The 26,225-nt window shown below is 61.4% G+C and carries 24 protein-coding genes; 15 read left to right on the top strand and 9 right to left on the bottom strand.

The window, feature by feature from the left end; translation table 11 throughout:
- Positions 1-27 precede the first annotated feature (27 nt).
- Positions 28-726: a YggS family pyridoxal phosphate-dependent enzyme gene (locus HNR03_RS12040; protein ID WP_259153739.1), complete on the bottom strand. Its 699-nt coding sequence runs from the start codon at positions 724-726 to the stop codon at positions 28-30.
- Positions 727-922: 196 nt separating this feature from the next.
- Between HNR03_RS12040 and HNR03_RS12035 the strand changes: the two genes are divergently transcribed.
- Positions 923-1,957, top strand: coding sequence for a type IV pilus twitching motility protein PilT (locus HNR03_RS12035; RefSeq protein ID WP_222588842.1), 1,035 nt, complete (start codon positions 923-925; stop codon positions 1,955-1,957).
- A 149-nt stretch (positions 1,958-2,106) separates the two neighbouring features.
- Here HNR03_RS12035 and HNR03_RS12030 read toward each other — a convergent pair whose 3' ends face one another.
- Positions 2,107-2,727: a C40 family peptidase gene (locus tag HNR03_RS12030; RefSeq protein WP_222588841.1), complete on the bottom strand. Its 621-nt coding sequence runs from the start codon at positions 2,725-2,727 to the stop codon at positions 2,107-2,109.
- 250 nt (positions 2,728-2,977) lie between these two features.
- Between HNR03_RS12030 and HNR03_RS12025 the strand changes: the two genes are divergently transcribed.
- On the top strand, positions 2,978-3,409 hold the full coding sequence (locus HNR03_RS12025; RefSeq protein ID WP_090178619.1) for an NINE protein: 432 nt from the start codon (positions 2,978-2,980) through the stop codon (positions 3,407-3,409).
- An 80-nt stretch (positions 3,410-3,489) separates the two neighbouring features.
- Here HNR03_RS12025 and HNR03_RS12020 read toward each other — a convergent pair whose 3' ends face one another.
- The 7 genes from HNR03_RS12020 to gshB all read right to left on the bottom strand — a co-directional run bounded on the left by HNR03_RS12020 (position 3,490) and on the right by gshB (position 9,573).
- Positions 3,490-4,761 carry a dihydroorotase gene (locus tag HNR03_RS12020; RefSeq protein WP_259153738.1) on the bottom strand — a complete coding sequence of 424 codons (1,272 nt, stop codon included), beginning with the start codon at positions 4,759-4,761 and terminating at the stop codon, positions 3,490-3,492.
- Positions 4,758-5,762, bottom strand: a complete 1,005-nt coding sequence (locus tag HNR03_RS12015; RefSeq protein WP_222588839.1) for an aspartate carbamoyltransferase catalytic subunit — start codon at positions 5,760-5,762, stop codon at positions 4,758-4,760. Before HNR03_RS12015 ends, HNR03_RS12020 begins: the two co-directional genes overlap by 4 nt.
- 27 nt (positions 5,763-5,789) lie before the next feature.
- Positions 5,790-6,293 (bottom strand): bifunctional pyr operon transcriptional regulator/uracil phosphoribosyltransferase PyrR, encoded by a 504-nt coding sequence (pyrR, locus tag HNR03_RS12010; protein ID WP_259153737.1) that lies wholly within the window; start codon positions 6,291-6,293, stop codon positions 5,790-5,792.
- A 100-nt stretch (positions 6,294-6,393) separates the two neighbouring features.
- Positions 6,394-6,831, bottom strand: a complete 438-nt coding sequence (gene ruvX / locus HNR03_RS12005) for a Holliday junction resolvase RuvX (protein WP_090178626.1) — start codon at positions 6,829-6,831, stop codon at positions 6,394-6,396.
- Positions 6,831-7,403, bottom strand: a complete 573-nt coding sequence (locus HNR03_RS12000) for a YqgE/AlgH family protein (protein ID WP_090178629.1) — start codon at positions 7,401-7,403, stop codon at positions 6,831-6,833. The genes ruvX and HNR03_RS12000 overlap by 1 nt, the downstream gene beginning before the upstream one ends.
- A gap of 192 nt (positions 7,404-7,595) precedes the next feature.
- Positions 7,596-8,495 carry an energy transducer TonB gene (locus HNR03_RS11995; protein ID WP_222588836.1) on the bottom strand — a complete coding sequence of 300 codons (900 nt, stop codon included), beginning with the start codon at positions 8,493-8,495 and terminating at the stop codon, positions 7,596-7,598.
- A gap of 106 nt (positions 8,496-8,601) precedes the next feature.
- Positions 8,602-9,573: a glutathione synthase gene (gene gshB, locus HNR03_RS11990; protein ID WP_222588835.1), complete on the bottom strand. Its 972-nt coding sequence runs from the start codon at positions 9,571-9,573 to the stop codon at positions 8,602-8,604.
- Positions 9,574-9,808: 235 nt separating this feature from the next.
- On the opposite strand from gshB, the gene pilG reads away from it, so the two are divergent.
- From pilG to mdcH, 13 genes are all read left to right on the top strand, one after another.
- Positions 9,809-10,213, top strand: coding sequence for a twitching motility response regulator PilG (gene pilG / locus HNR03_RS11985; RefSeq protein ID WP_008152601.1), 405 nt, complete (start codon positions 9,809-9,811; stop codon positions 10,211-10,213).
- A gap of 57 nt (positions 10,214-10,270) precedes the next feature.
- Positions 10,271-10,636: a twitching motility response regulator PilH gene (gene pilH / locus HNR03_RS11980; RefSeq protein ID WP_222588834.1), complete on the top strand. Its 366-nt coding sequence runs from the start codon at positions 10,271-10,273 to the stop codon at positions 10,634-10,636.
- A gap of 10 nt (positions 10,637-10,646) precedes the next feature.
- Positions 10,647-11,195 (top strand): chemotaxis protein CheW, encoded by a 549-nt coding sequence (locus tag HNR03_RS11975; RefSeq protein ID WP_259153736.1) that lies wholly within the window; start codon positions 10,647-10,649, stop codon positions 11,193-11,195.
- A gap of 70 nt (positions 11,196-11,265) precedes the next feature.
- On the top strand, positions 11,266-13,323 hold the full coding sequence (locus HNR03_RS11970; protein ID WP_222588832.1) for a methyl-accepting chemotaxis protein: 2,058 nt from the start codon (positions 11,266-11,268) through the stop codon (positions 13,321-13,323).
- Between the two features lie 53 nt (positions 13,324-13,376).
- Positions 13,377-19,280, top strand: a complete 5,904-nt coding sequence (locus HNR03_RS11965; protein WP_259153735.1) for an Hpt domain-containing protein — start codon at positions 13,377-13,379, stop codon at positions 19,278-19,280.
- On the top strand, positions 19,273-19,731 hold the full coding sequence (locus tag HNR03_RS11960) for a chemotaxis protein CheW (RefSeq protein ID WP_259153734.1): 459 nt from the start codon (positions 19,273-19,275) through the stop codon (positions 19,729-19,731). Before HNR03_RS11965 ends, HNR03_RS11960 begins: the two co-directional genes overlap by 8 nt.
- 425 nt (positions 19,732-20,156) lie before the next feature.
- Complete coding sequence (mdcA, locus tag HNR03_RS11955; protein ID WP_259153733.1) at positions 20,157-21,827, top strand: malonate decarboxylase subunit alpha; 1,671 nt, start codon at positions 20,157-20,159, stop codon at positions 21,825-21,827.
- Positions 21,827-22,702 (top strand): triphosphoribosyl-dephospho-CoA synthase, encoded by an 876-nt coding sequence (locus HNR03_RS11950; protein ID WP_259153732.1) that lies wholly within the window; start codon positions 21,827-21,829, stop codon positions 22,700-22,702. The genes mdcA and HNR03_RS11950 overlap by 1 nt, the downstream gene beginning before the upstream one ends.
- Positions 22,702-23,001, top strand: a complete 300-nt coding sequence (locus HNR03_RS11945) for a malonate decarboxylase subunit delta (protein WP_259153731.1) — start codon at positions 22,702-22,704, stop codon at positions 22,999-23,001. The genes HNR03_RS11950 and HNR03_RS11945 overlap by 1 nt, the downstream gene beginning before the upstream one ends.
- Positions 22,994-23,845 (top strand): biotin-independent malonate decarboxylase subunit beta, encoded by an 852-nt coding sequence (locus HNR03_RS11940; protein ID WP_259153730.1) that lies wholly within the window; start codon positions 22,994-22,996, stop codon positions 23,843-23,845. The genes HNR03_RS11945 and HNR03_RS11940 overlap by 8 nt, the downstream gene beginning before the upstream one ends.
- Positions 23,842-24,645: a biotin-independent malonate decarboxylase subunit gamma gene (gene mdcE, locus HNR03_RS11935; RefSeq protein WP_259153729.1), complete on the top strand. Its 804-nt coding sequence runs from the start codon at positions 23,842-23,844 to the stop codon at positions 24,643-24,645. Before HNR03_RS11940 ends, mdcE begins: the two co-directional genes overlap by 4 nt.
- Positions 24,639-25,259, top strand: a complete 621-nt coding sequence (locus HNR03_RS11930; protein ID WP_259153728.1) for a malonate decarboxylase holo-ACP synthase — start codon at positions 24,639-24,641, stop codon at positions 25,257-25,259. Before mdcE ends, HNR03_RS11930 begins: the two co-directional genes overlap by 7 nt.
- The gene (gene mdcH, locus HNR03_RS11925; RefSeq protein WP_259153727.1) at positions 25,256-26,167 is read left to right on the top strand and encodes a malonate decarboxylase subunit epsilon; all 912 of its coding nucleotides are present in this window, start codon (positions 25,256-25,258) and stop codon (positions 26,165-26,167) included. The genes HNR03_RS11930 and mdcH overlap by 4 nt, the downstream gene beginning before the upstream one ends.
- Positions 26,168-26,225 lie beyond the last annotated feature (58 nt).

Here is a 26,225-nt window from a genome sequence, read left to right as displayed (position 1 = left end):
CTTATAGAGAAGTGTGTCGGCCATGGTTCAAGGCTGACTGTAGTCGCGGGCACCAAACAAGGCCGTACCGATGCGGACCCAGGTGGCGCCCATGGCGATGGCCGACTCAAGGTCGTGGCTCATGCCCATGGAAAGTGTGTCGAGCGGCAGGTTCAGGCTGGCTTGCGTGCTTTTCATCAAGTCGCGCACGGCAGCAAACGCGGCATCCTGGGCGGCGCGATCGTCGGTCGGCTCGGGGATTGCCATCAATCCGCGCAACGTGATGCGCGGCAGTTCGCTGATGGCCTTGGCCAGCGCGGGCAGATCGGCCGGCGTGCAGCCGGATTTGCTGGCTTCACCGCTGACGTTGACCTGGATGCAGATGTTCAGTGGTGGCAAATCGGCAGGACGTTGTTCGGACAGGCGTTGTGCGATTTTCAAACGATCCACGGAGTGCACCCAGGCGAAGTGCTCGGCGATAGCGCGAGTCTTGTTCGATTGAATGGGGCCGATGAAGTGCCAGATCAAGGGCAGGTCGGCCAGTTCGAGCTGTTTGCCCAAGGCTTCCTGCAGGTAGTTCTCGCCAAAGTCGCGCAGGCCGGCGGCATACGCCTCGCGCAGGGCCTCGGCGGGCTTGGTCTTGCTTACGGCCAGCAACTGGACGCTGTGCTCGTCGCGGTGGGCGGCGAGGGCGGCGGCACGGATGCGTGAACTAACCAGGGCTATGTTGTCTGCTATCGTGGACATTCGATCCTGCCTGAAAAGTGCCTGCACTCGATCATGCGGCGTTAAAACTCGACTCAGAATGCTCATTGACTAACGTCAACATCGCTTCTTCGCCGACTTTTGCCTTGCCTGATCATCGCTCGGCGACTTTTCAGACTGGGATCAAGGCGCCAGCGGGTCTGAGGTTGGCGGCATTCTACTGGAATTGAGGAGCGCTATGGATATCACTGAGCTGCTGGCCTTCAGCGCTAAACAGGGCGCGTCCGACTTGCACCTGTCTGCCGGCCTGCCACCGATGATTCGCGTCGACGGCGACGTGCGGCGCATCAACTTGCCGGCCCTGGACCACAAGCAGGTGCACGAGCTGATCTACGACATCATGAATGACACCCAGCGGGTGGACTTCGAGAAACACCTGGAAACCGACTTTTCCTTTGAAGTGCCTGGCGTCGCACGGTTTCGGGTTAACGCCTTCAACCAGAATCGCGGTGCCGGCGCAGTGTTCCGGACCATTCCGTCGAAGGTCCTGAGCATGGACGAGCTGGGCATGGGCGAAGTGTTTCGCAAGATTACCGAGGCGCCTCGCGGACTGGTGCTGGTCACCGGCCCGACCGGCTCAGGCAAATCCACCACCCTGGCGGCGATGATCGATTACCTGAACAACCATCGGCATCACCATATCCTCACCATTGAGGATCCGATCGAGTTCGTCCATGAATCACGCAAATGCCTGATCAACCAGCGCGAAGTTCATCGCGACACCCGCAGCTTCGCCACGGCCCTGCGCTCGGCATTGCGCGAGGATCCGGATGTAATTCTGGTGGGGGAGATGCGTGACCTGGAAACCATCCGCCTGGCGCTGACGGCTGCCGAGACTGGTCACCTGGTGTTCGGCACGCTGCACACCACATCGGCGGCGAAAACCATCGACCGGGTCGTGGATGTGTTTCCGGGCGATGAGAAGTCGATGGTGCGTTCGATGCTGTCCGAGTCGTTGCTGGCGGTGGTGTCGCAGACACTGATCAAGAAAATCGGCGGCGGGCGAGTAGCGGCGCACGAAATCATGCTCGGTACGTCGGCGATCCGTAACCTGATCCGCGAAGACAAGGTGGCGCAGATGTACTCGTCGATTCAGACGGGAGGGTCGCTAGGCATGCAAACGCTGGATATGTGCCTGAAGGATCTGGTGACCAAGGGCGTGATCAGCCGCGAGCATGCGCGGGAGAAGGCGCGGTCGCCGGATAATTTTTAGGATGAGAGATTGATCGTTCCCACGCTCTGCGTGGGAATGCAGCCCGGGACGCTCCGCGTCCCTTTCAGAGCCGAACGCGGAGCGTCCGTTGAGGCATTCCCACGCAGAGCGTGGGAACGATCATCCCGGGACAGGCCCGGGATTTCAATTCAGCGCTGAACGACGCGCATCTGATTCGGTTCTTTAGGCAGAACCCGCTTGGCAACCACATAGTGGCTTTCCCAGTACGGCTTCTTCAAGGTGTCGATAGTGACCGACTTGCCACGACGGGGTGCGTGGATGAAGCGGTCGTTGCCCAGGTAAATGGCGACGTGATTGACCCGACGGCTCTTGATGTTGAAGAAGATCAGGTCGCCCGGCTTCAAATCGTTACGATTGACCTTCTCGCCATGACCACTGGCCATTGCGTTGGATGTACGCGGCAGGTCAAACGTGGCGTCGTTAAACGCGTATTTCACCAAACCACTGCAATCGAACCCTTTACTTGGGGTGCTGCCGCCCCAACGATAAGGTGTGCCGAGGACATTCACGGCGCGGCTCAACACATTGCTGCTTGTCTTGGTCGCCATTGGCGGAACAAGTTTGCCGTTGGCTTTGCTCAACTGCGTTGAGAATTTTGCATTGTGTTTGTTTTTGCTCGAAGGAGCAGAAACGTGTGATTTTGGGGTGTAACCATTAACGTTTGGAAGACGTTGCTCACGATTGGTGGCGTGGGCGGCCAGTGGCATCAAAAGGCAAATGGTTAGCCATGTCTTGAAAAATGGACGCATTAGGCAGGGCTCATATGGGGAAGCGCGCAACTTTATAACAGCTTTTTTGTCCGTTCCGAGGCCGTTGGTCGATTCAACCTAGGGGGTAACGGAACCAAATAAGCGGTAAATGGACGCAATTGTCTGACAGAAGTCAGGTGCTACAAGGCTTTGACGGGAGACACAGTAGCATTTGCCATACGTCGGCAACCTGTAAAAAAGTCACAAAGAATTAAAGAATATTTATCTATCGCGTGATTCGAGGTCCTTCATGAACACCTATCAACAGGCTGGCCCGCATCAAGATACGCACAGCAAGGTGATCGGTTACCTGCTGTGGATTTTCGGTTTCACCGGGGCTCATCGGTTCTACTACGGCAAGCCGGTCACAGGGACAATCTGGTTCTTCACGTTCGGTTTGTTGGGTATCGGCTGGCTGATTGACGTATTTCTGATCCCTGCCATGGACCGCGAAGCGGACCTGCGGTTCACTGCCGGGCCCATCGAATACAACGTGGCGTGGATTCTGCTGACGTTTCTGGGGGTGTTCGGCGTACACCGGATGTATCAGGGGAAGTGGATCAGCGGTCTGCTGTACCTGGTGACGGGCGGGTTGTTCTTCGTTGGGGTGCTGTATGACTTCTGGACCTTGAATGACCAGGTATCTGTGCGCAACGCGCAGAACAGAGGCACTTTCCAGTAAGCCATCTTGAGCAGGCTCGCTCCCACAGCGATTAGATCCATGTGGGAGCAAGCCTGCTCGCGATTGAGTACAACGCGGTCTTACGCCTGGTGGCTGATCCGCCCATCCACCAGGGTGTAACGCACCACACCTGGCAGGCTATGGCCAATGAACGGGCAGTTCTCGCCCTTGGACAGCCAGGTTTCACCGGCAATGGTCGACGCCGCAGGGTCGAACAGCACGATGTCCGCCGGCCCACCTACCGCCAACTTGCCCGCAGGCAGGCGCAACGCCTCGGCAGGCCCGGCGCTCAAGCGTGCGAGCAACGTCGGCAAGTCCAGCAAACCATCCTCCACCAGCGTCATCGCCAGCGGCAGCAACAGTTCAACACTGCTGATGCCCGGCTCGGTCGCGCCGAACGGGGCCAGCTTGGCATCCCGTTCGTGCGGCTGGTGATGGCTGGAGATCGCGGACACAACCCCGGACTTCACGGCTGCACGCAGGCCGTCGCGGTCAGCGCGAGTGCGCAGCGGCGGCTGGACGTGATAGAGGCTGCTGAAGTCGATCAGTGCTTCGTCGGTCAGGATCAGCTGATACAGCGCCACATCGGCAGTCACCGGCAAACCGCGAGCCTGAGCCTGAGCAATCAGCGCCACACCGCGCGCGCTGGTGAGCTGGCTGAAGTGCGCGCGCACGCCGCTTTGCTCGACCAGCAGCAGGTCCCGGGCCAGGGCCACGGTTTCCGCCGTTTCCGGAATGCCCGGCAAACCGAGGAAGCTGGCGGTCGGGCCTTCGTGAGCCAAACCGCCTTCGGCCAGGTCATGGTCCTGCGAATTGAAAATCACCGTGAGGTCGAACGTCGCTGCGTATTCCAGCGCCCGGCACAGCGTGCGGGTATTGCGGAAGCTCTCCAGACCGTTGCCGAAAGCCACGCAACCGGCATCGCGCAAGGCGACCAGCTCGGCCAGTTGCTCGCCGTCCAGGCCTTTGCTCAGTGCGCCAACCGGGAAGACTTTGGTGTTGCCGGCTTCGCGAGCGCGGTCGAGGATCAGTTCGGCCACCGCCGAGGTGTCCAGCACCGGCTTGGTTTTCGGCGGGCAGCACAGGCTGGTCACGCCACCGGCTGCGGCGGCGCGGGTTTCACTGACAATCGAGCCTTTGCGGCTGTAGCCCGGCTCACGCAGGGCGACGTTCAGGTCAACCAGACCCGGGGCTGCCACCAGACCTTTGGCATCAATGGTGTCGATGGGGACAAAACCGGCCGGAGCGGCGCCCAGGGCGACGATCTTGCAGGCTTCAACATGGATATCAGTCACTTGATCCAGGCCGCTGGCAGGATCGATAACACGGGCGCCGAGAATGCTGAGCTTCACTGGGCGTTCTCCTGCTCAAATTGGCGCTGGGCAGTTTGCCCGCTCATGGCCATCGACAGCACGGCCATACGAATGGCGATGCCGTAGGTCACCTGGTTGAGGATCACCGAATGCGGACCGTCGGCCACCGCCGACTCAATTTCCACCCCACGGTTGATCGGTCCCGGGTGCATGACGATGCAGTCCGGCTTGGCCCCGGCCAGGCGTGCGGTGGTGAGGCCGAACAAGCGATAGAACTCACCTTCGCTCGGCAGCAGGCCGCCGGCCATGCGCTCACGTTGCAGGCGCAACATGATCACCACGTCGACATCTTTCAGGCCTTCGGTCATGTCGGTGTACACCTTCACGCCGTATTGCTCGATGCCGATCGGCAGCAGGGTTTTTGGCGCGATCACGCGGATGTCCGGGCAACCCAGGGTTTTCAGCGCGAGCATGTTCGAGCGCGCGACGCGTGAGTGCAGGATGTCGCCGACGATGGCTACCGAGAGGTTTTCGAAGCCACCCTTGTGCCGACGGATGGTCAGCATGTCGAGCATGCCTTGGGTCGGGTGCGCGTGACGGCCATCGCCGCCGTTGATGATCGCCACTTGCGGGCAGACATGCTCGGCAATGAAATGCGCCGCGCCTGAATCACCGTGACGCACGACGAACATGTCGGCAGCCATCGCTTCGAGGTTGCGCAAGGTGTCGAGCAGGGTTTCGCCCTTGCTCGCCGACGACGTCGACACGTTCAGGGTGATCACGTCGGCCGAGAGCCGTTGGGCTGCCAGCTCGAAGGTGGTGCGGGTGCGGGTGGAGTTTTCGAAGAACACGTTGCACACGGTCTTGCCGCGCAGCAACGGGACCTTCTTCACCGCCCGGGCGCCGACTTCGAGGAACGAGTCGGCGGTGTCGAGGATTTCCGTCAGCAGCTCGCGGCGCAAACCGTCGAGCGAGAGGAAGTGGCGCAGCTGGCCCTGATCATTGAGCTGCAGCGGGCGCTTGGTGTGTAGAGGCGTCATCGCGAGGGGGACTCTCAATAGGGCGAATTAAAGGGCGAGGTCTTGCAGTTCGAGCTTCAGTTCGGGGCCGGACAGCTTCACGCGTTCGTGAGCTGCCAGCGACAACGTCGCCCCGACCACGTTGGGACGGATCGGCAGTTCGCCAGCGTCCAGATCCAGCAGGCACACCAGCGTCACGCTGGCCGGGCGGCCGTAGTCGAACAGTTCATTCATCGCGGCGCGGATGGTGCGACCGCTCATCAACACGTCGTCGATCAGCACCAGGTGCTGGCCTTCGATCTCGAACGGCAACGCCGAGGGGCGTACTTGCGGGTGCAGGCCGTTCTGGCTGAAGTCGTCACGATAGAAGGACACGTCCAGGGTGCCGAGCGGCGCATCGCTGCCCAGTTCATCGAGCAACGCCTGGGCGACCCAGACGCCACCGGTGCGAATACCGATGTAACGCGGTGCGCTGATGCCACGGTGTTCCAGGTATGCCTTGAGACGGATCGCCATCTGGCTGATCAGTTCGGCGGGATTGGGCAGGCTCATGGTTGCTCCTTCTTGGGCCCGAGCCGGATGTTGCTTGAGTGATGGCTCGGGTTGTCGCTATAGAGAGTCGCTTGCGGCGGCCCTTCAGAATTAGATGCGGTCAGGACTCGAACAGCGCGCTGTTTTCGTCGAGCCAGCCTTGCAGCAGCAGGGCCGCGGCGATGGCATCGACCGGGTTGTCGCGGTAACTGCCCTTTTGCCCGCCGCGATCACGGCGCTCGCCCTTGGCTTCGAACGTGGTCAGGCGCTCATCGTGGGTATAGAAGGGCAGGTTGTAGCGGCCGTTCAAGCGGCGGGCGAATTTCTCGGCTCGCAGGCACATGTCGCTGGGCGTGCCGTCCATGTTCAGCGGCAAGCCGACCACCACGGCATCGGGTTTCCATTCCTTGATCAGCGCTTCGACCTGATTCCAGTCGGGAATCCCGTTTTGCGCCTTCAAGGTGCACAGTTCGCGGGCCTGGCCGGTAATTACCTGGCCGACCGCCACGCCGATCTGTTTGGTGCCGTAGTCGAAACCCAGAATCAGGCGCAGGGCCATCAGGCGTGCCCCGCCTGACTGGTGAGCAGGCTGAGGTTGACGCCGAGGCGCTTGGCCGCTGCTTCCAGGCGAAGTTCGCTGCTGGTGTTGAACAGGATGGCGGCATCGAACGGGCAAGTCAGCCAGGCGTTCTGTGCCAGCTCGGCCTCCAGTTGTCCGGCTTCCCAGCCGGCATAACCGAGGGCAATCAGGCTTTTCGGCGGGCCGACGCCATCGGCAATGGCGAACAGCACGTCCTGGGAGGTCGACAAGGAAAGATCGCCCTCCAGATCAACGGTCGCCTGAAACGTCTTGCCAGAGGGGTGCAGGACAAAACCGCGATCGGTCTGCACCGGGCCGCCGATGAAGATCGGCACATGCTGGCAGAGCGTCGGCGGTTCGATATCGGGGCGCAGTTGCTCGAGGATATCGGCCAGATTCAAGTCTTGCGGACGGTTGACCACCAGCCCCATGGCGCCATTGGCCGTGTGCTCGACGATGTAGGTCAAGGTGTGCGCAAAGTTCGGGTCGGCCATGTGAGGCATGGCGATCAGGAAGTGATGCTTGAGGTAGCTGGGGCTGACGTTCTTCATGTGCGCTAGTGTGGCGTTGGAGGGGCAAACTGACAAGCTGGGGATGCACAGGAAATGCCCCAATTCGGTAGTCGACGCAGATCAAATGTGGGAGCGAGCTTGCTCGCGATGACGGATTTACATTCAGCATTGATGTCGAATATAAGACCGCTATCGCGAGCAAGCCCGCTCCCACAAGGGGTTTTGCGGTGGTCAGTTACTGGAAAGCCTGTCCCCAGGGGCAAACTTCCACGTACGGATGATTTCCAGACGGTCGATATCCGACAAATCCCCGGTAAACGGTGAAAACGGTGCCGCCAGTCGCACAATACGCTGGGCCGCCTGATCCAGCAGCGGTTGCCCGGAGGATTCGAGCACCAACACTTCATACAGCGAGCCGTCGCGGTTGATCGAGACCATCAGTCGCAAATTGCCATAGATCTGCTTGCGCCGCGCCTCGTCGGGGTAGTTCAGGTTGCCGATGCGCTCGACCTTCTTGCGCCATTCGTCTTTATACCAGGCACCCTTGTCACGCATGGTCGAGGCCGCGCTCAGGCGGTGAATGCGCGGGCGCTTGGCGTATAGCTGCTGTTCGTTGGCCAGTTCCGCTTCCAGGCTGGCGATGTCGCTGGACAGCTGTTCACTGTCGAACGTCGGCGCGGCCACGGCGGGTTTGGTCTGGGGTTTGACCTCTTCGGTCTTGGCGGCGGCTTTTTTCGGCTTCGGCGCGACGGTCGTCACGGCTGCCTTGGGCGGCGCTTCCTGCACTTCAGGCTTGGCGGCTGGCGGTGGGGTGACTTTTTGCACCTTGTTGTCCTGGAAAGGCGCGACCTCGGTGGTCTTGGGAATGGCCTTTTTATCCAGGGTGCCGCTGCCTTCCTGATTTTCCTGGGCAAGGAAATCGGCTTTCGCAGGCTTCTTTTCGCTTTTGAAGGTGGCGAGGGTGATTTCCAGGGTTTTGCTGATCTGCTTGGGTTCGACCATCGTAAAGCCGACGCCCAACAGCAAGGCCAGGTGAATCAGCGCCGCGAGAAAAAGGGTAAATCCGAGGCGATCGGCCGGGCGCACGCCACGATGGGCGAGTTCAACGGGAAGATCGGACGGGAGTGTCATCAGAAAAAAACCAACATCGCGTTTTTACAAGCCCGGCATGATAACGCAATGTTGGTTTTTAGCTTCAAGCTACAAGTTTGAAGCGACAAGCTGTATGTCGCGTATTTCAAGTTTGCGGCTTGAGGCTTGCAGCTTGCAGCTTCTTCTCGATCGCATCCATCAGCAGCCCACCGATGTCGGTGCCGAAGGCATTATCAATCTCGCGAATGCAGGTCGGGCTGGTGACGTTGATCTCCGTCAGGTGCTCACCGATCACGTCCAGACCGACGAACAGCAGGCCTTTTTCACGCAGGGTCGGGCCGACTTGCGCGGCGATCCAGCGATCCTTCTCGGTCAGTGGGCGGGCTTCGCCACGGCCACCGGCTGCGAGGTTGCCACGGGTTTCACCCGCCGCCGGAATCCGCGCCAGGCAGTAATCCACCGGCTCGCCGTCGATCATCAGGATGCGTTTGTCGCCGTCGACGATCGCCGGCAGGTAACCCTGGATCATGATCTGCTGCTTGCCATGCAAGGTCAGGGTTTCAAGGATCACCGACAGGTTCGGGTGACCGGCGGTGTGACGGAAGATCGACGAACCGCCCATGCCGTCCAGCGGTTTGAGGATCACATCACCGTGGTGATCGGCGAACTCGCGCAGTACGTCCGGGCGACGGCTGACGATGGTCGGCGGCGTGCACTGCGGGAACAACGTGGCGAACAGCTTTTCGTTGCAGTCGCGCAGGCTCTGCGGCTTGTTGACCACCAGTACGCCTGCGCGCTCGGCTTGTTCGAGCAGATAAGTGGAGTAGACGAATTCCATGTCGAACGGCGGATCCTTGCGCATCAGGATCACGTCCAGATCGCTCAACAGGGCGTCGGTCTCGGCTTCCAGTTCGAACCATTTTTGCGGATCGGCGAACACTTTCAGCGGACGCATCCGCGCCCGGGCTTCGCCCTCGGCCTGGTACAAATCGGCCTGTTCCATATAGAACAGTTCCCAGCCGCGCTTCTGCGCGGCCAGCAGCATGGCCAGCGAGCTATCCTTTTTATAGGAAATGCTGGCGATAGGGTCCATGACAATCCCGACGCGAACGCTCATGGGTGTTTCCTCGAAATAGGGTGGTCCGAATGGACACGAAAAAGTGGCGTCAGATTGGCGCCCACGGTGTTCCCGGTCAAGGAAAAACCACGGTGCCGGTCCCCCGATAGATTGGAGTGGGAGACTGTGCTAAAAAGGCTGCCATGTCATGCTGGCCCTTGAGTATCAAGGGTTTCGAGCCACCGAAGATCCGTAAACGGACAAATTGATTCGCAAAGGCGACGGTAGAGCATTTATGGAACAGCATTCCAGCGCCTTGAAGGTCATGGTGATCGACGATTCGAAAACGATTCGCCGTACCGCCGAAACGCTGTTGAAGAATGTGGGGTGTGAAGTCATCACGGCCATCGACGGTTTCGATGCCCTGGCCAAGATTGCCGACAATCACCCCGGCATTATCTTTGTCGACATCATGATGCCGCGTCTGGATGGCTATCAGACCTGCGCTTTAATCAAGAACAACAGTGCGTTCAAGTCCACGCCAGTGATTATGCTGTCGTCCAAGGACGGGCTGTTCGACAAGGCCAAGGGGCGCATTGTCGGCTCCGACCAGTTTTTGACCAAGCCTTTCAGCAAGGAAGAACTGCTGAACGCGATCCAGGCCCATGTTCCGGGCTTTGCCGCCGTTTTGCCGCAGTAGGACACTCACAGTGACGTTCGGCCAGTGGGTCCGGCGTCGACAAGAATGGGGAAGACCATGGCACGTATTCTGATCGTCGATGACTCGCCGACCGAAATGTACAAACTGACCGGCATGCTGGAAAAGCACGGTCATGAAGTGTTGAAAGCCGAAAACGGCGCCGACGGCGTGGCCCTGGCTCGTCAGGAAAAACCGGACGCGGTCCTGATGGACATCGTCATGCCCGGCCTCAATGGCTTCCAGGCGACCCGCCAGCTGACCAAAGACCCGGAAACCGGGCACATTCCGGTGATCATCATCACCACCAAGGATCAGGAAACCGACAAGGTCTGGGGCACGCGCCAAGGCGCCAGGGACTACCTGACCAAACCGGTCGACGAAGACACCCTGATCAAAACCCTGAACAACGTATTGCCCGATTGATCGCCCCGTCATGACCGAGTCGCTGACGGCGTTCGAACGGCTGCTGCAGATTGATCAGCGCTGTCGCCTGCTGGCGGCGGATTTGCCGTCGCAGCCGACCCGACAGGACCGCTGGAGCGGTATCGGGTTTCGCCTGGGCGAGGCCTGGTACGTGGCGCCGATGGGCGAAGTCAGCGAGGTCCTGCATGAACCGCGTTTCACTCAGCTTCCTGGGGTGAAACCCTGGGTCAGGGGCGTGGCCAACTTGCGCGGGCGATTGCTGCCGATCATGGACTTGTGTGGTTTCTTCGCGGGTAATGACGCCAGCCATGAACTGTCAGCGGTGCGCAAACAACGTCGCGTGTTGGTGGTAGAACATAACGAGGTGTTTGCCGGGTTGCTGGTCGATGAAGTCGTCGGCTTGCAGCACTTTGACCAGGACAGCCTGGAGCCGGCAGCGAACTTGAGCGGCCCGATAGCACCGTTCATCAAAGGCCGGTTTCAGCGCGAGCAGGATTGGCAGGTGTTCAGCCCGTTTGCGTTGGCGCAATCGCAGAGCTTTATGCATGTGGCGGTATAACCCCTACAGTCCTACAGTCCCACACGGGATCTTCGGTGGGTTCTAAAGGTTGGTTAACAGGCGAGGACCGATGATCAAAACAACAACAGGCAAGCCGGAAGCATCGCGCAGCCGCTCGCAGATCATCGTGCTGTTCATCGCGCTGATCATCTTCATCATGCTGCTGTTCGCCAACTTCGCTTACCTCAATACGCAAGCCTCGTACGACAAACAGTACATCGGCCACGCCGGCGAGCTGCGCGTGCTGTCCCAGCGCATTGCCAAGAACGCCACTGAAGCCGCCGCCGGCAAGGCTGCAGCGTTCAAGTTGCTCAGCGATGCGCGCAACGATTTTGCCCAGCGCTGGGGTTACCTGAAGAAGGGCGACCCGGCCACCGGCCTGCCGCCAGCACCGTCCACCGTGCGCCCGGAAATGCGCGCCGTGCAGCAGGACTGGGAGCGCCTGCTGAAAAACACCGATGCGATTCTCTCCAGTGAGCAGACCGTGCTGTCGCTGCACCAGGTCGCCGCGACGCTGGCCGAAACCGTGCCGCAGTTGCAGGTCGAGTACGAAAAAGTCGTCGAAATCCTCCTGCAACGGGGCGCGCCGGCGGCTCAGGTGGCCATGGCCCAGCGTCAGTCGTTGCTCGCCGAACGTATTCTCGGCGCGGTCAACACCGTACTGTCCGGCGATGAAAACTCGCAGCAGGCCGCCGACGCGTTCGGTCGTGACGCCGCGCGATTCGGTCAGGTGCTCAACGGCATGCTCCAGGGCAATGCGGCATTGCGGGTCAGCCAGGTCGAAGACCGCGATGCGCGCGCTCGCCTGACCGAGATTTCCGAGCTGTTCGAGTTTGTCTCCGGCTCTGTGGATGAAATCCTCGAAACCTCGCCGGAGCTGTTCAAGGTTCGTGAATCGGCGACCAATATCTTTACCCTGTCGCAAACCCTGCTTGACGAAGCCTCGCACCTGGCCACCGGGTTCGAGAACCTGGCCGGCGGGCGCGACACCGATACCCTCGGCGGCTACGTGCTGGGCCTGCTGGCGCTGATGTCGATCATCCTCATCGGCCTGGTGATGGTGCGCGAAACCAATCGCCAGCTGCGTGAAACCGCGGAAAAGAACGAGCGCAACCAGACCGCGATCATGCGCCTGCTCGACGAGATCGAGGATCTGGCCGACGGCGACCTGACCGTCACCGCCTCGGTGACCGAAGACTTCACCGGGACCATCGCCGACTCGATCAACTATTCCGTCGATCAACTGCGCGATCTGGTCGCGACCATCAACCTCACCGCCGGCCAGGTGGCCGCCGCCGTGCAGGAAACCCAGGCCACCGCCATGCACCTGGCCCAGGCGTCGGAGCATCAGGCGCAACAGATCAGCGAAGCGTCCACCGCGATCAACGACATGGCCCAGTCCATCGACCAAGTGTCGGCCAACGCCGCCGAATCCTCGGCGGTGGCCGAGCGCTCGGTGGAAATTGCCAACAAGGGCAACGAGGTGGTGCACAACACCATCCACGGTATGGACAACATTCGCGAGCAGATCCAGGACACCGCCAAACGCATCAAGCGTCTTGGCGAGTCTTCTCAGGAAATTGGCGATATTGTCAGCTTGATTGACGACATTGCCGACCAGACCAACATCCTCGCGCTCAACGCGGCCATTCAGGCTTCCATGGCCGGTGACGCCGGGCGTGGTTTTGCGGTGGTGGCCGACGAAGTGCAGCGCCTGGCCGAGCGCTCGTCCGCCGCGACCCGGCAGATCGAAACCCTGGTGCGGGCGATTCAGGCTGACACCAACGAAGCGGTCATTTCGATGGAGCAAACCACCACCGAAGTGGTGCGTGGCGCGCGTCTGGCGCACGATGCCGGAGTGGCCCTGGAAGAAATCGAAGGCGTGTCCAAGACCCTGGCGGCGCTGATCCAGAGTATTTCCAACGCGGCGCAGCAGCAGACGTCTTCGGCGGGGCAGATTTCCCTGACGATGAACGTGATCCAGCAGATCACCACGCAGACCTCGTCGGGTTCTACCGCCACCGCCGAAAGCATCGGTAATCTGGCGAAAATGGCCAGCCAGCTGCGGCGTTCGGTGTCCGGTTTCACGTTGCCGGCCGCCAAGGTGCAGGCTGCGGACAAAGTGTGAAGCGCCGCTGGGCGAATGCTTTTTCTTGAGTAGAGCAGTGATTTGGAGTGGTTATGGGTGATCGGCACGACTATGTGGCCCTTGAATGGGTCAAAGGCGAGATTGCCGAAACGCTGAAAGTGGCTCATCAGGCTATCGAAAACCTGCTGGATGACCCTCAGGCGACGCACATGCTGAGCGATTGCCTGGCGTGCATCCACCAGGTTCACGGCAGTTTGCAGATGGTCGAGTTCTACGGCGCGGCCTTGCTCGCCGAAGAGATGGAGCAACTGACGAGCGCCTTGCTGAACAACCGCGTCGGCCATCGCGACGAGGCGATCCATCTGTTGATGCAAGCACTCGGACAACTGCCGATCTACCTCGACCGGGTCCAAGGCGCGCGCCGCGATTTGCCCTTGGTCGTGCTGCCGTTGATCAATGACCTGCGCAGCGCCCGGGGCGAAAGCCTGTTATCGGAAACCAGTCTGTTCAGCCCGCAGTTGCCGGACCTGCCGCCGCTCGGCGAAGAATCGCTGGCACTGCTGGAACCGGCGGATTTGCCAAATGTGCTGCGCAAGTTGCGACAAATGTTGCAGATGGCCCTGGTTGGATTGCTGCGTGAGCAGGATGGCGAGACCAACCTCGATTACCTGGCCAAGGTTTTTTCACGCCTGGAAGGGCTGTGCGCCGATGCGCCGCTGAGCCCGTTATGGCACGTTGCCTCGGCGCTGGTCGAAGGCATGCGCGCCGGCGCGATCGCCAACAGTCCGGCCTTGCGCAGCCTGTTCAAGGACGCCGACAAAGAACTCAAGCGCCTGCTTGAACAAGGCATGAGCGCAATCAATCAGCCGGCACCGCCGGAGCTGCTTAAAAGTTTGCTGTTCTACATTGCCAAAGCCGAACACCCCACCGGGCAGATGCTGACCATGAAAGATCGCTACGGACTGGACGACGCGCTGCCTGACAGTGCAATGGTCGACGAAGAACGCGCACGCCTGGCCGGCCCCGACCGCGACGCCATGCGCTCGGTCCTGGCCGCGCTCTGTGAAGAACTGGTGCGGGTCAAGGAACACCTGGACCTGTTCGTGCGCAGCGACCGCCAGCACACCTCGGACCTTGGCAACCTGCTGGCGCCGCTGCGGCAAATCGCCGACACCCTGGCGGTGCTGGGTTTCGGCCAGCCGCGCAAAGTCATCATCGATCAACTGGCGGTGGTGCTGAGCCTCGCACAGGGCCAGCGCGAACCCAACGACGCCATCCTCATGGACGTCGCCGGGGCCTTGCTCTACGTCGAAGCAACGCTGGCCGGCATGGTCGGCACCGTCGAGCCGGAAAGCCAGGAAGACAGTCACCTGCCGACCATCGACCTGACGCAGATCCATCAGATTGTGATCAAGGAAGCCCGCATCTGCCTGCAACAGGCCAAGGACATGATCGTCGACTACATCGACGCCGACTGGGACCGCCAGCAGTTGCAGGCATTGCCGGCGTTGCTGACCCAAGTGCGCGGCGCGCTGTCGATGATTCCGCTGAGCCGTGCGGCGAGCCTGATCGAAACCTGCAATCACTTCATCCGCGAGCATCTGCTGCTGGAACCGGGCCAGCCCGGTTGGCAGGAACTGGACAGCCTCGCTGACGTTATCACCAGCATCGAGTATTACCTTGAGCGGCTGAGCGACGACCCCGAAGCGCCGGGCGAACAACTGCTCGACGTGGCGGAAAAAAGCCTGGCCTCACTCGGGTTTTTCCCCAGCGAACAGCACGTGCCGATGCTCGAAGACGTGCTCAGCCCGACTGAAGCCCAGGTCATGCAGGACTTGCAGGCGCTGGATGATCCCGACACCGTCAAGTCGCTCGCCGATGTCCTGGCCAGCCCGGTATCGTCGGTCAATCCGCCCGCGCTGAACATTCCCGGCAGCCTGTTGCCGCCGCCCGCCGGTGAGGAGCCGGTGGACGATGAACTGCGCGAAGTGTTCCTCGAAGAAACCGATGAAGTGCTGGAAGTCCTCCGGGATTACCTGCCGCGCTGGGTGGCCAATCCCGACGATCAGGCCGCCTTGAGTGAATTGCGCCGGGCATTCCACACCTTGAAAGGCAGTGGCCGGATGGTGCGCGCGCTGGTGCTGGGCGAGCTGGCCTGGGCGATGGAAAACCTGCTCAACCGCGTGCTGGAGCACAGCGTTGCGCCTGGCCCTGCTGTCCAGCAACTGCTTGGCGATGCATTGAAGCTGCTGCCGAAACTGGTGGCCGAATTCGCCGCCAACGCCCAGCGCCAAAGCAACGAAGTCGACCATCTGGCTGCTCGCGCCCACGCCCTCGCCAAGGGCGAGACGCCTGCCAGCGATGAAGATACCCAGGACGTCGCGGCCCTCGATCCGCTGTTGCTGGAGATCTTCCGTAAGGAAGCCGAAACCCATCTCGCCAGCCTCAACCGCTTCCTCGATCAGGCCGCCGAGCATGTGCCGTTGCAGGCCAGCGACGAGTTGCAGCGGGCGCTGCACACCTTGAAGGGCAGCGCCTCGATGGCCGGCGTGTTGCCGATTGCCGAACTGGCCACACCCTTGGATCAACTGGCCCGTGAATACAAAGCCCACCTGATCGCCCTCGATCTGGATGAAGTCGAGTTGCTGTTGGAAGCCGAAGGGTTGTTCCGCCTCGGGCTGCGGCAACTCAAGGATGATCCGCTGGCCGAGATTGCGGGCGCTCCTTCGTTGATCGAACGCACAAAATCGTTGCTCGCCGAACGCCTGGAAGCGCTCTTGAAGGCGCCGAGCACGGCACAACGCACCAAGCGTGATCCGCAGCTGATCAATAACTTCCTGGCCCAGGGCATGGACATCCTGCTGGACGCCGAGAGCCTGTTGCAACGCTGGCAACAACACCCCGGCGAGCGTCAGGAACTCAGCGCGTTGCTCGACGAATTGACCACCTTGGGCGAAGGCGCACACCTGGCCGATCTGCATCCGGTAGATGAACTCTGCGAAGCCTTGCTCGACCTGTACGGCGCGGTGGAAGAGAGCAGCCTGGCGGTCAGTGAGCGGTTTTTCCATGAGGCGCAAAGTGCCCATGAAGCGCTGATCAACATGCTCGACGAACTGGCCGCCGGCCAGGAAGTCAGTCCGCAACCGGAACGCATCCGGGCCTTGCGCGGCTTGCTCGATGAAAGCCTTGATCCGTCGTCCATGGGCCTGATCCGCAGCGATGGCAGCCGTACGCTGAGCATTCGCGAACTCGGCAGCGCCACCGCCGAACTGCAACAGACGGCGACTCAGGTCGAGCTGGACGATGAGATTGTTTCGATCTTCCTCGAAGAAGCGGTGGATATCCTCGAGAGTGCTGGCCAGGCCTTGCAGCGCTGGCTGGGCGATCCGGACAACGCCGCGCCGTTGTCATCCTTGCAGCGGGATTTGCACACCCTCAAGGGCGGCGCGAGGATGGCCGAGGTCGAGCCGGTCGGCGATCTGGCCCATGAACTGGAAAGTCTTTACGAAGGCTTGGTGGACCGCCGTTACAGTCACAGTGAAACCCTTGCGCAGCTGCTGCAACAGAGCCATGACCGGCTCGCGGTGCTGCTTGATCAACTGCAGAACCAGCACACGCTGAGTGCCCCGGACGATCTGATCGAGGCGATTCGCACGTTCCGACAAGGCAACGTCATCGGTGCCGAAGCGGCGCATCCCGCGCCGGCCAACGACTCGCCCGGCCATGACCCCGAGCTGCTGGAGATCTTTCTCGAGGAAGGTTTCGACATCATCGAAAACTCGGGCGCGGCACTGGTGCGCTGGCAAGCCGAACCGACCAACCGCCAGGAGGTGGAAACCCTGCTGCGCGATCTGCACACGCTCAAGGGGGGCGCGCGGATGGTGGAAATTGCCCCCATCGGCGACTTGGCCCATGAGCTCGAGTTTCTTTACGAAGGCCTGTCCGCTGGCGTGCTGCAACCGACCCCGGCGCTGTTTTCCCTCCTGCAAAGCAGTCACGACCGACTGGCACAAATGCTCGATGCCACGCGCGCCGGGCAACCTCTGCCACCGGCCGATCAGTTGATCGATGCGATCAAGAACTTCAGTCATCCCGCTGTTCTCGATACGCCAGTGGTGGCGCCCGTCGCCATACCCAAGGCCGAGACCGCCTCGCCACTGAGCGAGGCGGGCGCGGACATGGTCAAGGTCTCGGCAGAACTGCTCGACGACCTGGTCAACCTGGCCGGTGAAACATCGATCTTCCGTGGCCGTATCGAACAGCAGGTCAACGATGCGCGGGTGGCCCTGAACGAGATGGAAACCACTATCGAGCGCATGCGCGATCAACTGCGCCGGCTCGATACCGAAACCCAGGGACGAATTCTCAGTCGTCAGCAAGTCGATGCCGAACGCCTGGGCTACGAAGAATTCGACCCGCTGGAAATGGACCGTCACTCGCAGTTGCAGCAACTGTCGCGGGCGCTTTTCGAGTCTGCTTCCGACCTGCTCGACCTCAAGGAAACCCTCGATCGACGCAATCAGGACGCGGAAAACCTGCTGCAACAGCAGGGCCGCATCAACACCGAATTGCAGGAAGGCCTGATGCGCACGCGCATGGTGCCGTTCGAACGCATGCTGCCGCGCCTGAAACGCATCGTGCGCCAAGTCTCCAGTGAGCTGGGCAAAGACGTCGAGTTTGTGGTCGGCAACGCCGAAGGCGAGATGGACCGCAACGTGCTTGAGCGCATGGCCGCGCCGCTGGAACACATGCTACGTAACGCCGTGGACCACGGCCTGGAATCGACCGAGGCGCGGATTGCGGCCGGCAAACCAGCTCAAGGCCGCATCACCCTCGACCTGTCCCGAGAAGGCGGCGACATCATTTTCGACATCCGCGACGACGGCGCCGGTGTGCCGCTGGAAGCTGTGCGGCGCAAGGCAATCAAACGCGGGTTGCTGGCGCCGGACGCCGATCTCAGCGACCACGACGTGCTGCAATTCATCCTGCAGCCGGGGTTCTCCACCGCCGAGAAAATCACCCAGATATCCGGGCGTGGCGTGGGCATGGACGTGGTTCACGAAGAAGTCCGGCAGCTCGGCGGCACCATGAGCATCGATTCGGTGCCTGGCCAGGGCGTGCACTTTCGCATCCGTCTGCCGTTCACCGTCTCGGTCAACCGGGCCCTGATGGTGCAGTGCCTGGATGACCTGTACGCGATTCCACTCAACACCATCGACGGCATTGTTCGCGTGCTGCCCAACGAACTCGAAGGCCATTACCGGCTCGATCCACCGACCTACCAATACGCCGGGCAAACGTATGAGCTTTGCTACCTGGGTGAATTGCTGAAAACAAGCACACGCCCGAAATTGCTGGGCCAGAGCCTGCCGCTGCCGGTATTGCTGGTGCAATGCAACGAACGGCACATCGCCGTGCATGTCGACGCCATGGCCGGAACCCGCGAGATCGTGGTGAAAAGTCTCGGTCCGCAGTTTGCCGCGGTGCAGGGTTTGTCCGGGGCAACGATTCTGGGGGACGGGCGGGTGGTGCTGATTCTCGACTTGTTGGCGCCAATCCGCGCCATGCAGGCGCGCGTGCCACAACGGCCAATGTCGGAAGATGTCGAGGTCGAACCGCATAAACCGCTGCTGGTGCTGGTGGTCGACGATTCGGTCACGGTGCGCAAGGTCACCAGTCGTCTGCTCGAACGTCACGGCATGAACGTGCTGACGGCCAAGGACGGTGTCGACGCCATGCTGCTGCTCCAGGAACACATGCCCGACGTGATGCTGCTGGACATCGAAATGCCACGCATGGACGGCTTCGAAGTGGCGACTCAGGTGCGCGCTGATGAACGATTACAACACCTGCCGATCATCATGATCACCTCGCGCACCGGGCAGAAACACCGCGACCGCGCCATGGCCATCGGCGTCAACGACTACCTCGGCAAGCCGTACCAGGAATCGGTGCTGCTCGAAAGCATTGCCCTATGGAGCAAAACCCATGCATGAACAACGCACCAGCAACCTCACCGGTCTGCTGTTGCCTCTGGCCGACCGCAACCTGATCCTGCCCAACGTCGCGGTGGCGGAGTTGATCGACTATCAGCCGGGGGCGTTCGATCTGGATACACCGCCGTGGTACCTGGGGCTGGTGCAGTGGCGAGATCGGCAGATTCCGCTGCTCAGTTTCGAGTCGGCATGCGACCAGAAAATCGTCATCGGCGAACGGGCACGAATCGTCATTCTCAATGCCCTCGGTGGACGACCGGAGCTGAAATTCATCGCGTTGCTGGTGCAAGGGATTCCACGCTCCTACAAACTCGACAGCCAGTTGAGCTATGTGGACGTGCCGTTGTGTCCGTTGGAACAGGCGGCGGTGCAGGTCGGGGAGCAAGTGGCCAAGGTGCCGGATTTGCTGGCGTTGGAGGAATTGCTTGTTAAAGCGGGGTTAGCCCACTGATCGTTCCCACGCTCTGCGTGGGAATGCCTCAACGGACGCTCCGCGTTCGGCTCTGGATGGGACGCAGAGCGTCCCGGGCTGCATTCCCACGCAGAGCGTGGGAACGATCATGACAAAAAAACCGATCGGCCGGCGAAAGTTGAAGAGTCCCAAAAAGGGACCGATCGGTCCTTTTTTGGGACTGATCGATCATTGCACTCTCTCACTGAACACTGCGGCGATTGTTAGGGCCTCATCGCGAGCAGGCTCGCTCCCACAGGGGTTTGTGGGCGCCGCAGATCCAATGTGGGAGCGAGCCTGCTCGCGATGGCGTCAGCCCAGTCAACCATTACTCCAAGCGTAACGATCTGTCTCTGTGCTTGATTGATGCCGTCCACCCAACGCTCCTAAGGTGACACCCACGACAGCGAACCCGTGGAGTGGTCATGACAACAACAATATCCCCCGACTCGCGATGGACGCGGCGGCGCAGCGAAAAGCAGCGGCGTATGGCGCTTGTGCGGGATCTGGCCGACGGTGTGGTGTTGCCCACCGACAAAATAGTCGCCGCGCTGGAGGCATTGATCCTGCCCGGCGACCGTGTGGTGCTGGAGGGCAATAACCAGAAGCAGGCGGATTTCCTCTCTCGCTCCCTGGTCAAGGCCGATCCGGCCAAGCTGCATGACCTGCACATGATCATGCCCAGCGTCGGTCGCTCCGAGCACCTGGACCTGTTCGAGCGCGGCATTGCCCGCAAGCTCGACTTCTCCTTCGCCGGCACCCAGAGCCTGCGCATCAGCCAGTTGCTGGAAGACGGCCTGCTGGAAATCGGCGCGATTCACACGTACATCGAACTCTATGCGCGGCTGGTGGTGGACCTGATCCCCAACGTCGTGCTTTCGGCCGGTTTCATGGCCGACCGCGCCGGCAACATCTACACCGGCCCCAGCACCGAAGACACCCCGGCATTGATTGAACCGGCGGCCTTCAGCGACGGCATCGTCATCGTTCAGGTCAACCAATTGGTGGACGATGTCAGCGACCTGCCTCGCGTCGACATCCCCGCATCCTGGGTTGATTTCGTGGTGGTGGCCGACAAGCCGTTCTACATCGAGCCGCTGTTCACCCGCGACCCACGCCACATCAAGCCTGTGCACGTGTTGATGGCGATGATGGCGATCCGTGGGATCTATGAAAAACACAACGTCCAGTCGTTGAACCACGGCATCGGTTTCAACACCGCCGCCATTGAATTGATCCTGCCGACCTACGGCGAATCCCTGGGCCTCAAAGGCAAGATCTGCCGCAACTGGACCCTCAATCCGCACCCGACCCTGATCCCGGCCATCGAAAGTGGCTGGGTCGAAAGCGTGCATTGCTTCGGCACCGAACTGGGGATGGAAAACTACATCGCGGCGCGGCCGGATGTGTTTTTCACCGGGCGCGATGGCTCGCTGCGCTCCAACCGGATGTTCAGTCAGCTCGCCGGGCAATACGCGGTGGACCTGTTCATCGGTGCGACCCTGCAAGTCGATGGCGATGGCCATTCCTCCACCGTGACACGCGGGCGCCTGGCCGGTTTCGGCGGGGCGCCGAACATGGGCCACGACCCGCGCGGTCGCCGTCACAGCACCCCGGCCTGGCTCGACATGCGCCACACCGACGTGGCCGAACCGATGCTCGAACGCGGTAAAAAACTTGTGGTGCAAATGGTCGAGACCTTCCAGGAGGGCGGTAAGCCGACCTTCGTCGAAACCCTCGATGCCATCGACGTGGCGAAAAAAAGCGGCATGCCGCTGGCGCCGATCATGGTCTACGGCGACGACGTCACTCACCTGCTGACCGAAGAAGGCATCGCCTACCTGTACAAGGCGCGTTCGCTGGAAGAGCGCCAGGCGATGATCGCCGCGGTCGCCGGTGTGACGGTCATCGGCCTGCGCCATAACCCCAAAGACACCGCGCGCATGCGCCGCGAAGGCCTGATCGCCTTGCCCGAAGACCTCGGTATCCGCCGCACCGATGCCACCCGCGAACTGCTCGCCGCCAAGAGCGTGGCCGATCTGGTCGAGTGGTCCGGCGGTCTCTACAACCCGCCCGCCAAGTTCAGGAGCTGGTAATGCACGCATTCAACCTGCAACCGAAAACCCTCACCCTGGCTGAACGGCTGGCGGATATGGCCGTGGACGCGCTGATAGACGAAGCAGACCTGTCGCCGAAACCGGCGCTGGTCGACCGTCGCGGCAATGGCGCGCACACCGATTTGCACCTGGGACTGATGCACGCCTCGGCGCTGTCCTTGTGGCCAGCGTTCAAGGAAATGGCCGAAGCTGCCATCGAATTTGGCGAGGTCGGTCTGCCATTGCGCGAAGCCATTGGACAGATCGGTCGTGACGGGGAGCAAGAGATGCTCGCCACCACCCGCGACGTGAACACCCATCGCGGAGCAATCTGGGCGTTGGGTCTTTTGGTCACTGGCGCCGCGCTGGAACCTCAATCCAGTGACGCGAGCGCAGTCGCTTTGCGCGCCGCACGCCTGGCCTTGCTCGACGACCGTTACGCGCCACGTCCCTTGAGCCACGGTGCCCAGGTCGCCCAACGTTATGGTGCACGCGGTGCCCGTGAAGAAGCACAGCTGGGTTTCCCGGCGGTGATTCAACGCGCGCTGCCACAACTCAAACGCAGCCGCGCCTCCGGCCACGGCGAACAGAACGCTCGGCTCGATGCCTTGCTGGCGATCATGACCCAACTGGCCGACACCTGCGTGCTCTACCGCGCGGGCGAGCAAGGCCTGCACACCATGCAACTCGGTGCTCAAGCCGTGCTCGACGCAGGCGGCAGTGCCAGCCTCGCCGGTCGCCGCCGTCTGCATGAGCTGGACCAACAATTAATCGCATTGAATGCCTCGCCCGGCGGCGCTGCCGACTTGCTCGCAGCCTGCCTGTTCATCGACCGTATCGAGTCCTGCGACGGCGTTATCCAGGGAGCTTTTTGATGGAAACCTTATCCTTTGAATTTCCTGCTGGTCAGCCATCACGGGGCCGCACGCTGGTGGGCTGCGTCGGCTCGGGCGATCTGGAAGTGATGATCGAACCGGGTCAGTCCGGCACACTGACGATCAAGGTGCAGACCTCGGTCAATGGCGCCGAACAACGCTGGCAGCATCTGTTTACGCGGATGTTCGACGGCCAGACACCGCCGGCGATGGCCATCGATATCCACGATTTCGGCGCGACCCCGGGCGTGGTGCGTTTGCGTCTGGAACAAGGCTTCGAGGAGATCAGCCATGACTGACAATGCAGAACTCCTCAACAAACACAGCTTCGTCGAACTCGGTGCCCGACAACGGGCCAAGGCCTTGCTCGACGCCGGCACCTACCGCGAGTTGCTCGACCCGTTTCAACGGGTCATGTCGCCGTGGCTGTCGCGTCAGGGCGTGGTGCCGCAGGCCGATGACGGCGTGGTAATTGCCAAGGGCAGCATCGATGGTTTGCCGGTGGTCATCGCCGCCATTGAAGGCGCGTTCCAGGGCGGCAGCCTTGGCGAAGTCGGCGGGGCGAAGATGGCCGGCGCCTTGGAACTGGCCGCCGAAGACAACCGCAACGGCATCCCGACCCGCGCCGTGTTGCTGCTGGAAACCGGTGGTGTGCGCTTGCAGGAAGCCAATCTCGGGCTGGCGGCGATTGCCGATATTCATGCGGCGATTGTCGATCTGCGCCAGTACCAACCGGTGGTTGGCGTGGTCGCCGGCAGCGTCGGTTGCTTTGGCGGGATGTCGATTGCTGCCGGGCTGTGCAGCTATTTGCTGGTGACCCAGGAAGCGCGTCTGGGCCTGAACGGTCCGCAAGTGATCGAACAGGAAGCCGGGCTTGAGGAATACGACTCCCGGGATCGTCCTTTTATCTGGAGCCTGACCGGTGGCGAGCAACGTTTCGCCAGCGGTTTAGTGGATGGTTTTGTTGCCGACGATGTGGCGCAGGTTCAGCAACAGGTCAGCCAATTGCTCAAGCGCGGTTTGCCAGTGCAACAGCGCAGTCGTCAGGCCGAGTTGTACCTGCAACGGCTGGCCCGTCTGGACGCCGCACCGCAAATCGAGCCGTCAGTGGTTCGCGATCTGTATCAAGGAGAGCGCTCATGAGCACGTATTCCCTGAGAGGCCTGAACTGGTTTAACGCCTTGAGTGCGGGGGCAAAACCGGTGGAGGGTTTGCCGGCTTCGTTGAAGGTGGCTGACGGCGTGTTGGGTGACCGGCCCGTTCGCTTCATCGCCGTGGTGGCTGATCCTGACAACCGGTTCGTCCGTGCGCGCAATGGCGAGGTCGGGCTGCTGGAAGGCTGGGGCTTGGCCAAAGCGGTGGATGACGTCATCAGCGCTGATGCTGACAAAGCGCACAAGCGCGCCTTGATCGCCATCGTCGATGTGCCGAGCCAGGCCTACGGTCGGCGCGAAGAAGCACTCGGCATTCATCAGGCATTGGCCGGTGCGGCGGACAGCTATGCCCGCGCCCGACTGGCCGGCCATGCGGTGATCGGTTTGCTGGTGGGCAAGGCGATGTCCGGCGCGTTTCTGGCGCACGGGTATCAGGCCAATCGGTTGATCGCGCTGCGTGATCCGGGTGTGATGGTGCATGCCATGGGCAAGGCGTCGGCGGCGCGGGTGACGCTGCGCAGCGTCGAGGAACTTGAAGTGTTGGCCGCCAGCGTGCCGCCGATGGCCTATGACATCGACAGCTACGCCAGCCTTGGACTGCTGTGGGAAACCTTGTCGGTGGAGCAGATCGAACAACCGACATCGGCCGATCTGGCGCGGGTTTCCGAATGCCTGAGCCTGGCGATTGACGATGTCGCCGCCAACGGTCGCGACTTGAGCAGCCGCTTGGGCGCCACCAATCGCGCAGCGTCGAGCACGGTTCGCCAATTGCTGAGAGCGCAGTGGTGAACACGCTTCTGGCCCACGACCTGCTCTGGGGCATGACTCCGGAGCAGTTGCCTGCGCACGCGCCTTCATGGGTGATCGACTCGCTCGGTGCGGGTCAGCCGGTGGTGGTTCGGCGCGCGTTGAGCGCGCAGGGGCAAGTGGCGGTCGGGGTGCGTGGGCGGTTGCGTGAGCAGCGCCATGCAACGGTGATGTCAGTCGATGTGATTTCCCGCTGCGTGAAACCGGAAGCGCTTTGCCATGTCTTGATTGATCGGGATTTGCCAGCCGTACACGCCCTCCATCAACTGCGGCCGCTGCTCGATGGCTGCGGTTGGGTGTGGGGCGTCAGCGGCAGCGCCGGTTTTGAGCTGGCCAGTGGTATTCAAGCCCTGCACGAGGGCAGTGATCTGGACTTGATCCTGCGCACGCCGCAACCGCTGGCGCGTTCTCAGGCGCGGGACCTGCTGAAAATGCTTGAGGCGGCTGTGTGCCCGGTGGACATGCAGTTGCAAACACCTTTCGGTGCCGTCGCGCTGCGTGAATGGGCCGGTTCTGCGCCGCGTGTATTGCTGAAAAGAGCCGGCGAAGCCTGTCTGGTAATCGATCCGTGGAACCCGCAGGAGCAAGCAGCGTGAGCAGTTTGCTGGTGTTCCCCGGCCAAGGCGCGCAGCAGCCGGGCATGCTCCACGGTTTGCCTCGTGAGACATTGATCGAGGCGAGCGAGGTGCTCGGCGAGGATGCGTTGCTGCTGGATTCTGCCGAAGCGTTGAAGTCGACACGGGCGGTTCAACTCTGCCTGTTGATTGCCGGTGTTGCGGCGTCGCGCCAGTTATCGATGGCACCAGATTACGTCGCGGGATTGTCCATCGGCGCCTATCCGGCGGCGGTGGTGGCAGGCGCATTGAGCTTCAGCGATGCATTACTGCTGGTGCGCCTGCGCGGCGAACTGATGCAGCAGGCATATCCACAGGGCTACGGCATGACCGCGATCATCGGCCTGGATCTGGCGACCGTGGAAGGTTTACTGGCGCAGGTTCACAGTGTCGATAGGCCGGTGTATCTGGCCAATATCAACGCCGATAACCAAGTGGTCATTGCCGGCAGCGATGGGGCGATGGCAGCCGTCGCGCAGTTGGCGAAACGTCGCGGTGCTGGCCTGGCCAAGCGCCTGGCCGTGAGTGTGCCGTCGCATTGTCCTTTGTTGGATGCCCCGGCCAAAACCCTGGCCGAAGCCTTCGCCAACGTGCAGTTGAAAACACCGACTCTGGGTTACCTGAGCGGCAGTCGCGCCCGGCCCGTCATCAACATTGACGCCTTGCGCGACGACCTGGCGTTCAACATGTGCCGCGTGGTGGATTGGCGCGGCACGGTGCAAAGCGCCTACGAGCGCGGCGTACGTCTACAGATCGAACTGCCGCCCGGTGCGGTGTTGACCGGGCTGGCGCGCCGGGTGTTCGAGCAGGGCACCGTGATTGCCTTCGACGGTGCGCGCCTCGATACCTTGCAGGCGCTGTTGCGTGAGGAGGGAAGCCGCCAACCTTAAACACCGACTCAGGCCTTCGAACAACAAAAACAACATTCGACGATGCACTTTGAGGACT

This window comes from Pseudomonas sp. JAI111 (assembly GCF_024809425.1).
Lineage (GTDB): Bacteria > Pseudomonadota > Gammaproteobacteria > Pseudomonadales > Pseudomonadaceae > Aquipseudomonas.
The sequence above is the reverse complement of the archived record's forward strand: the minus strand, read 5'-3'. Positions and strand labels throughout refer to the sequence as shown.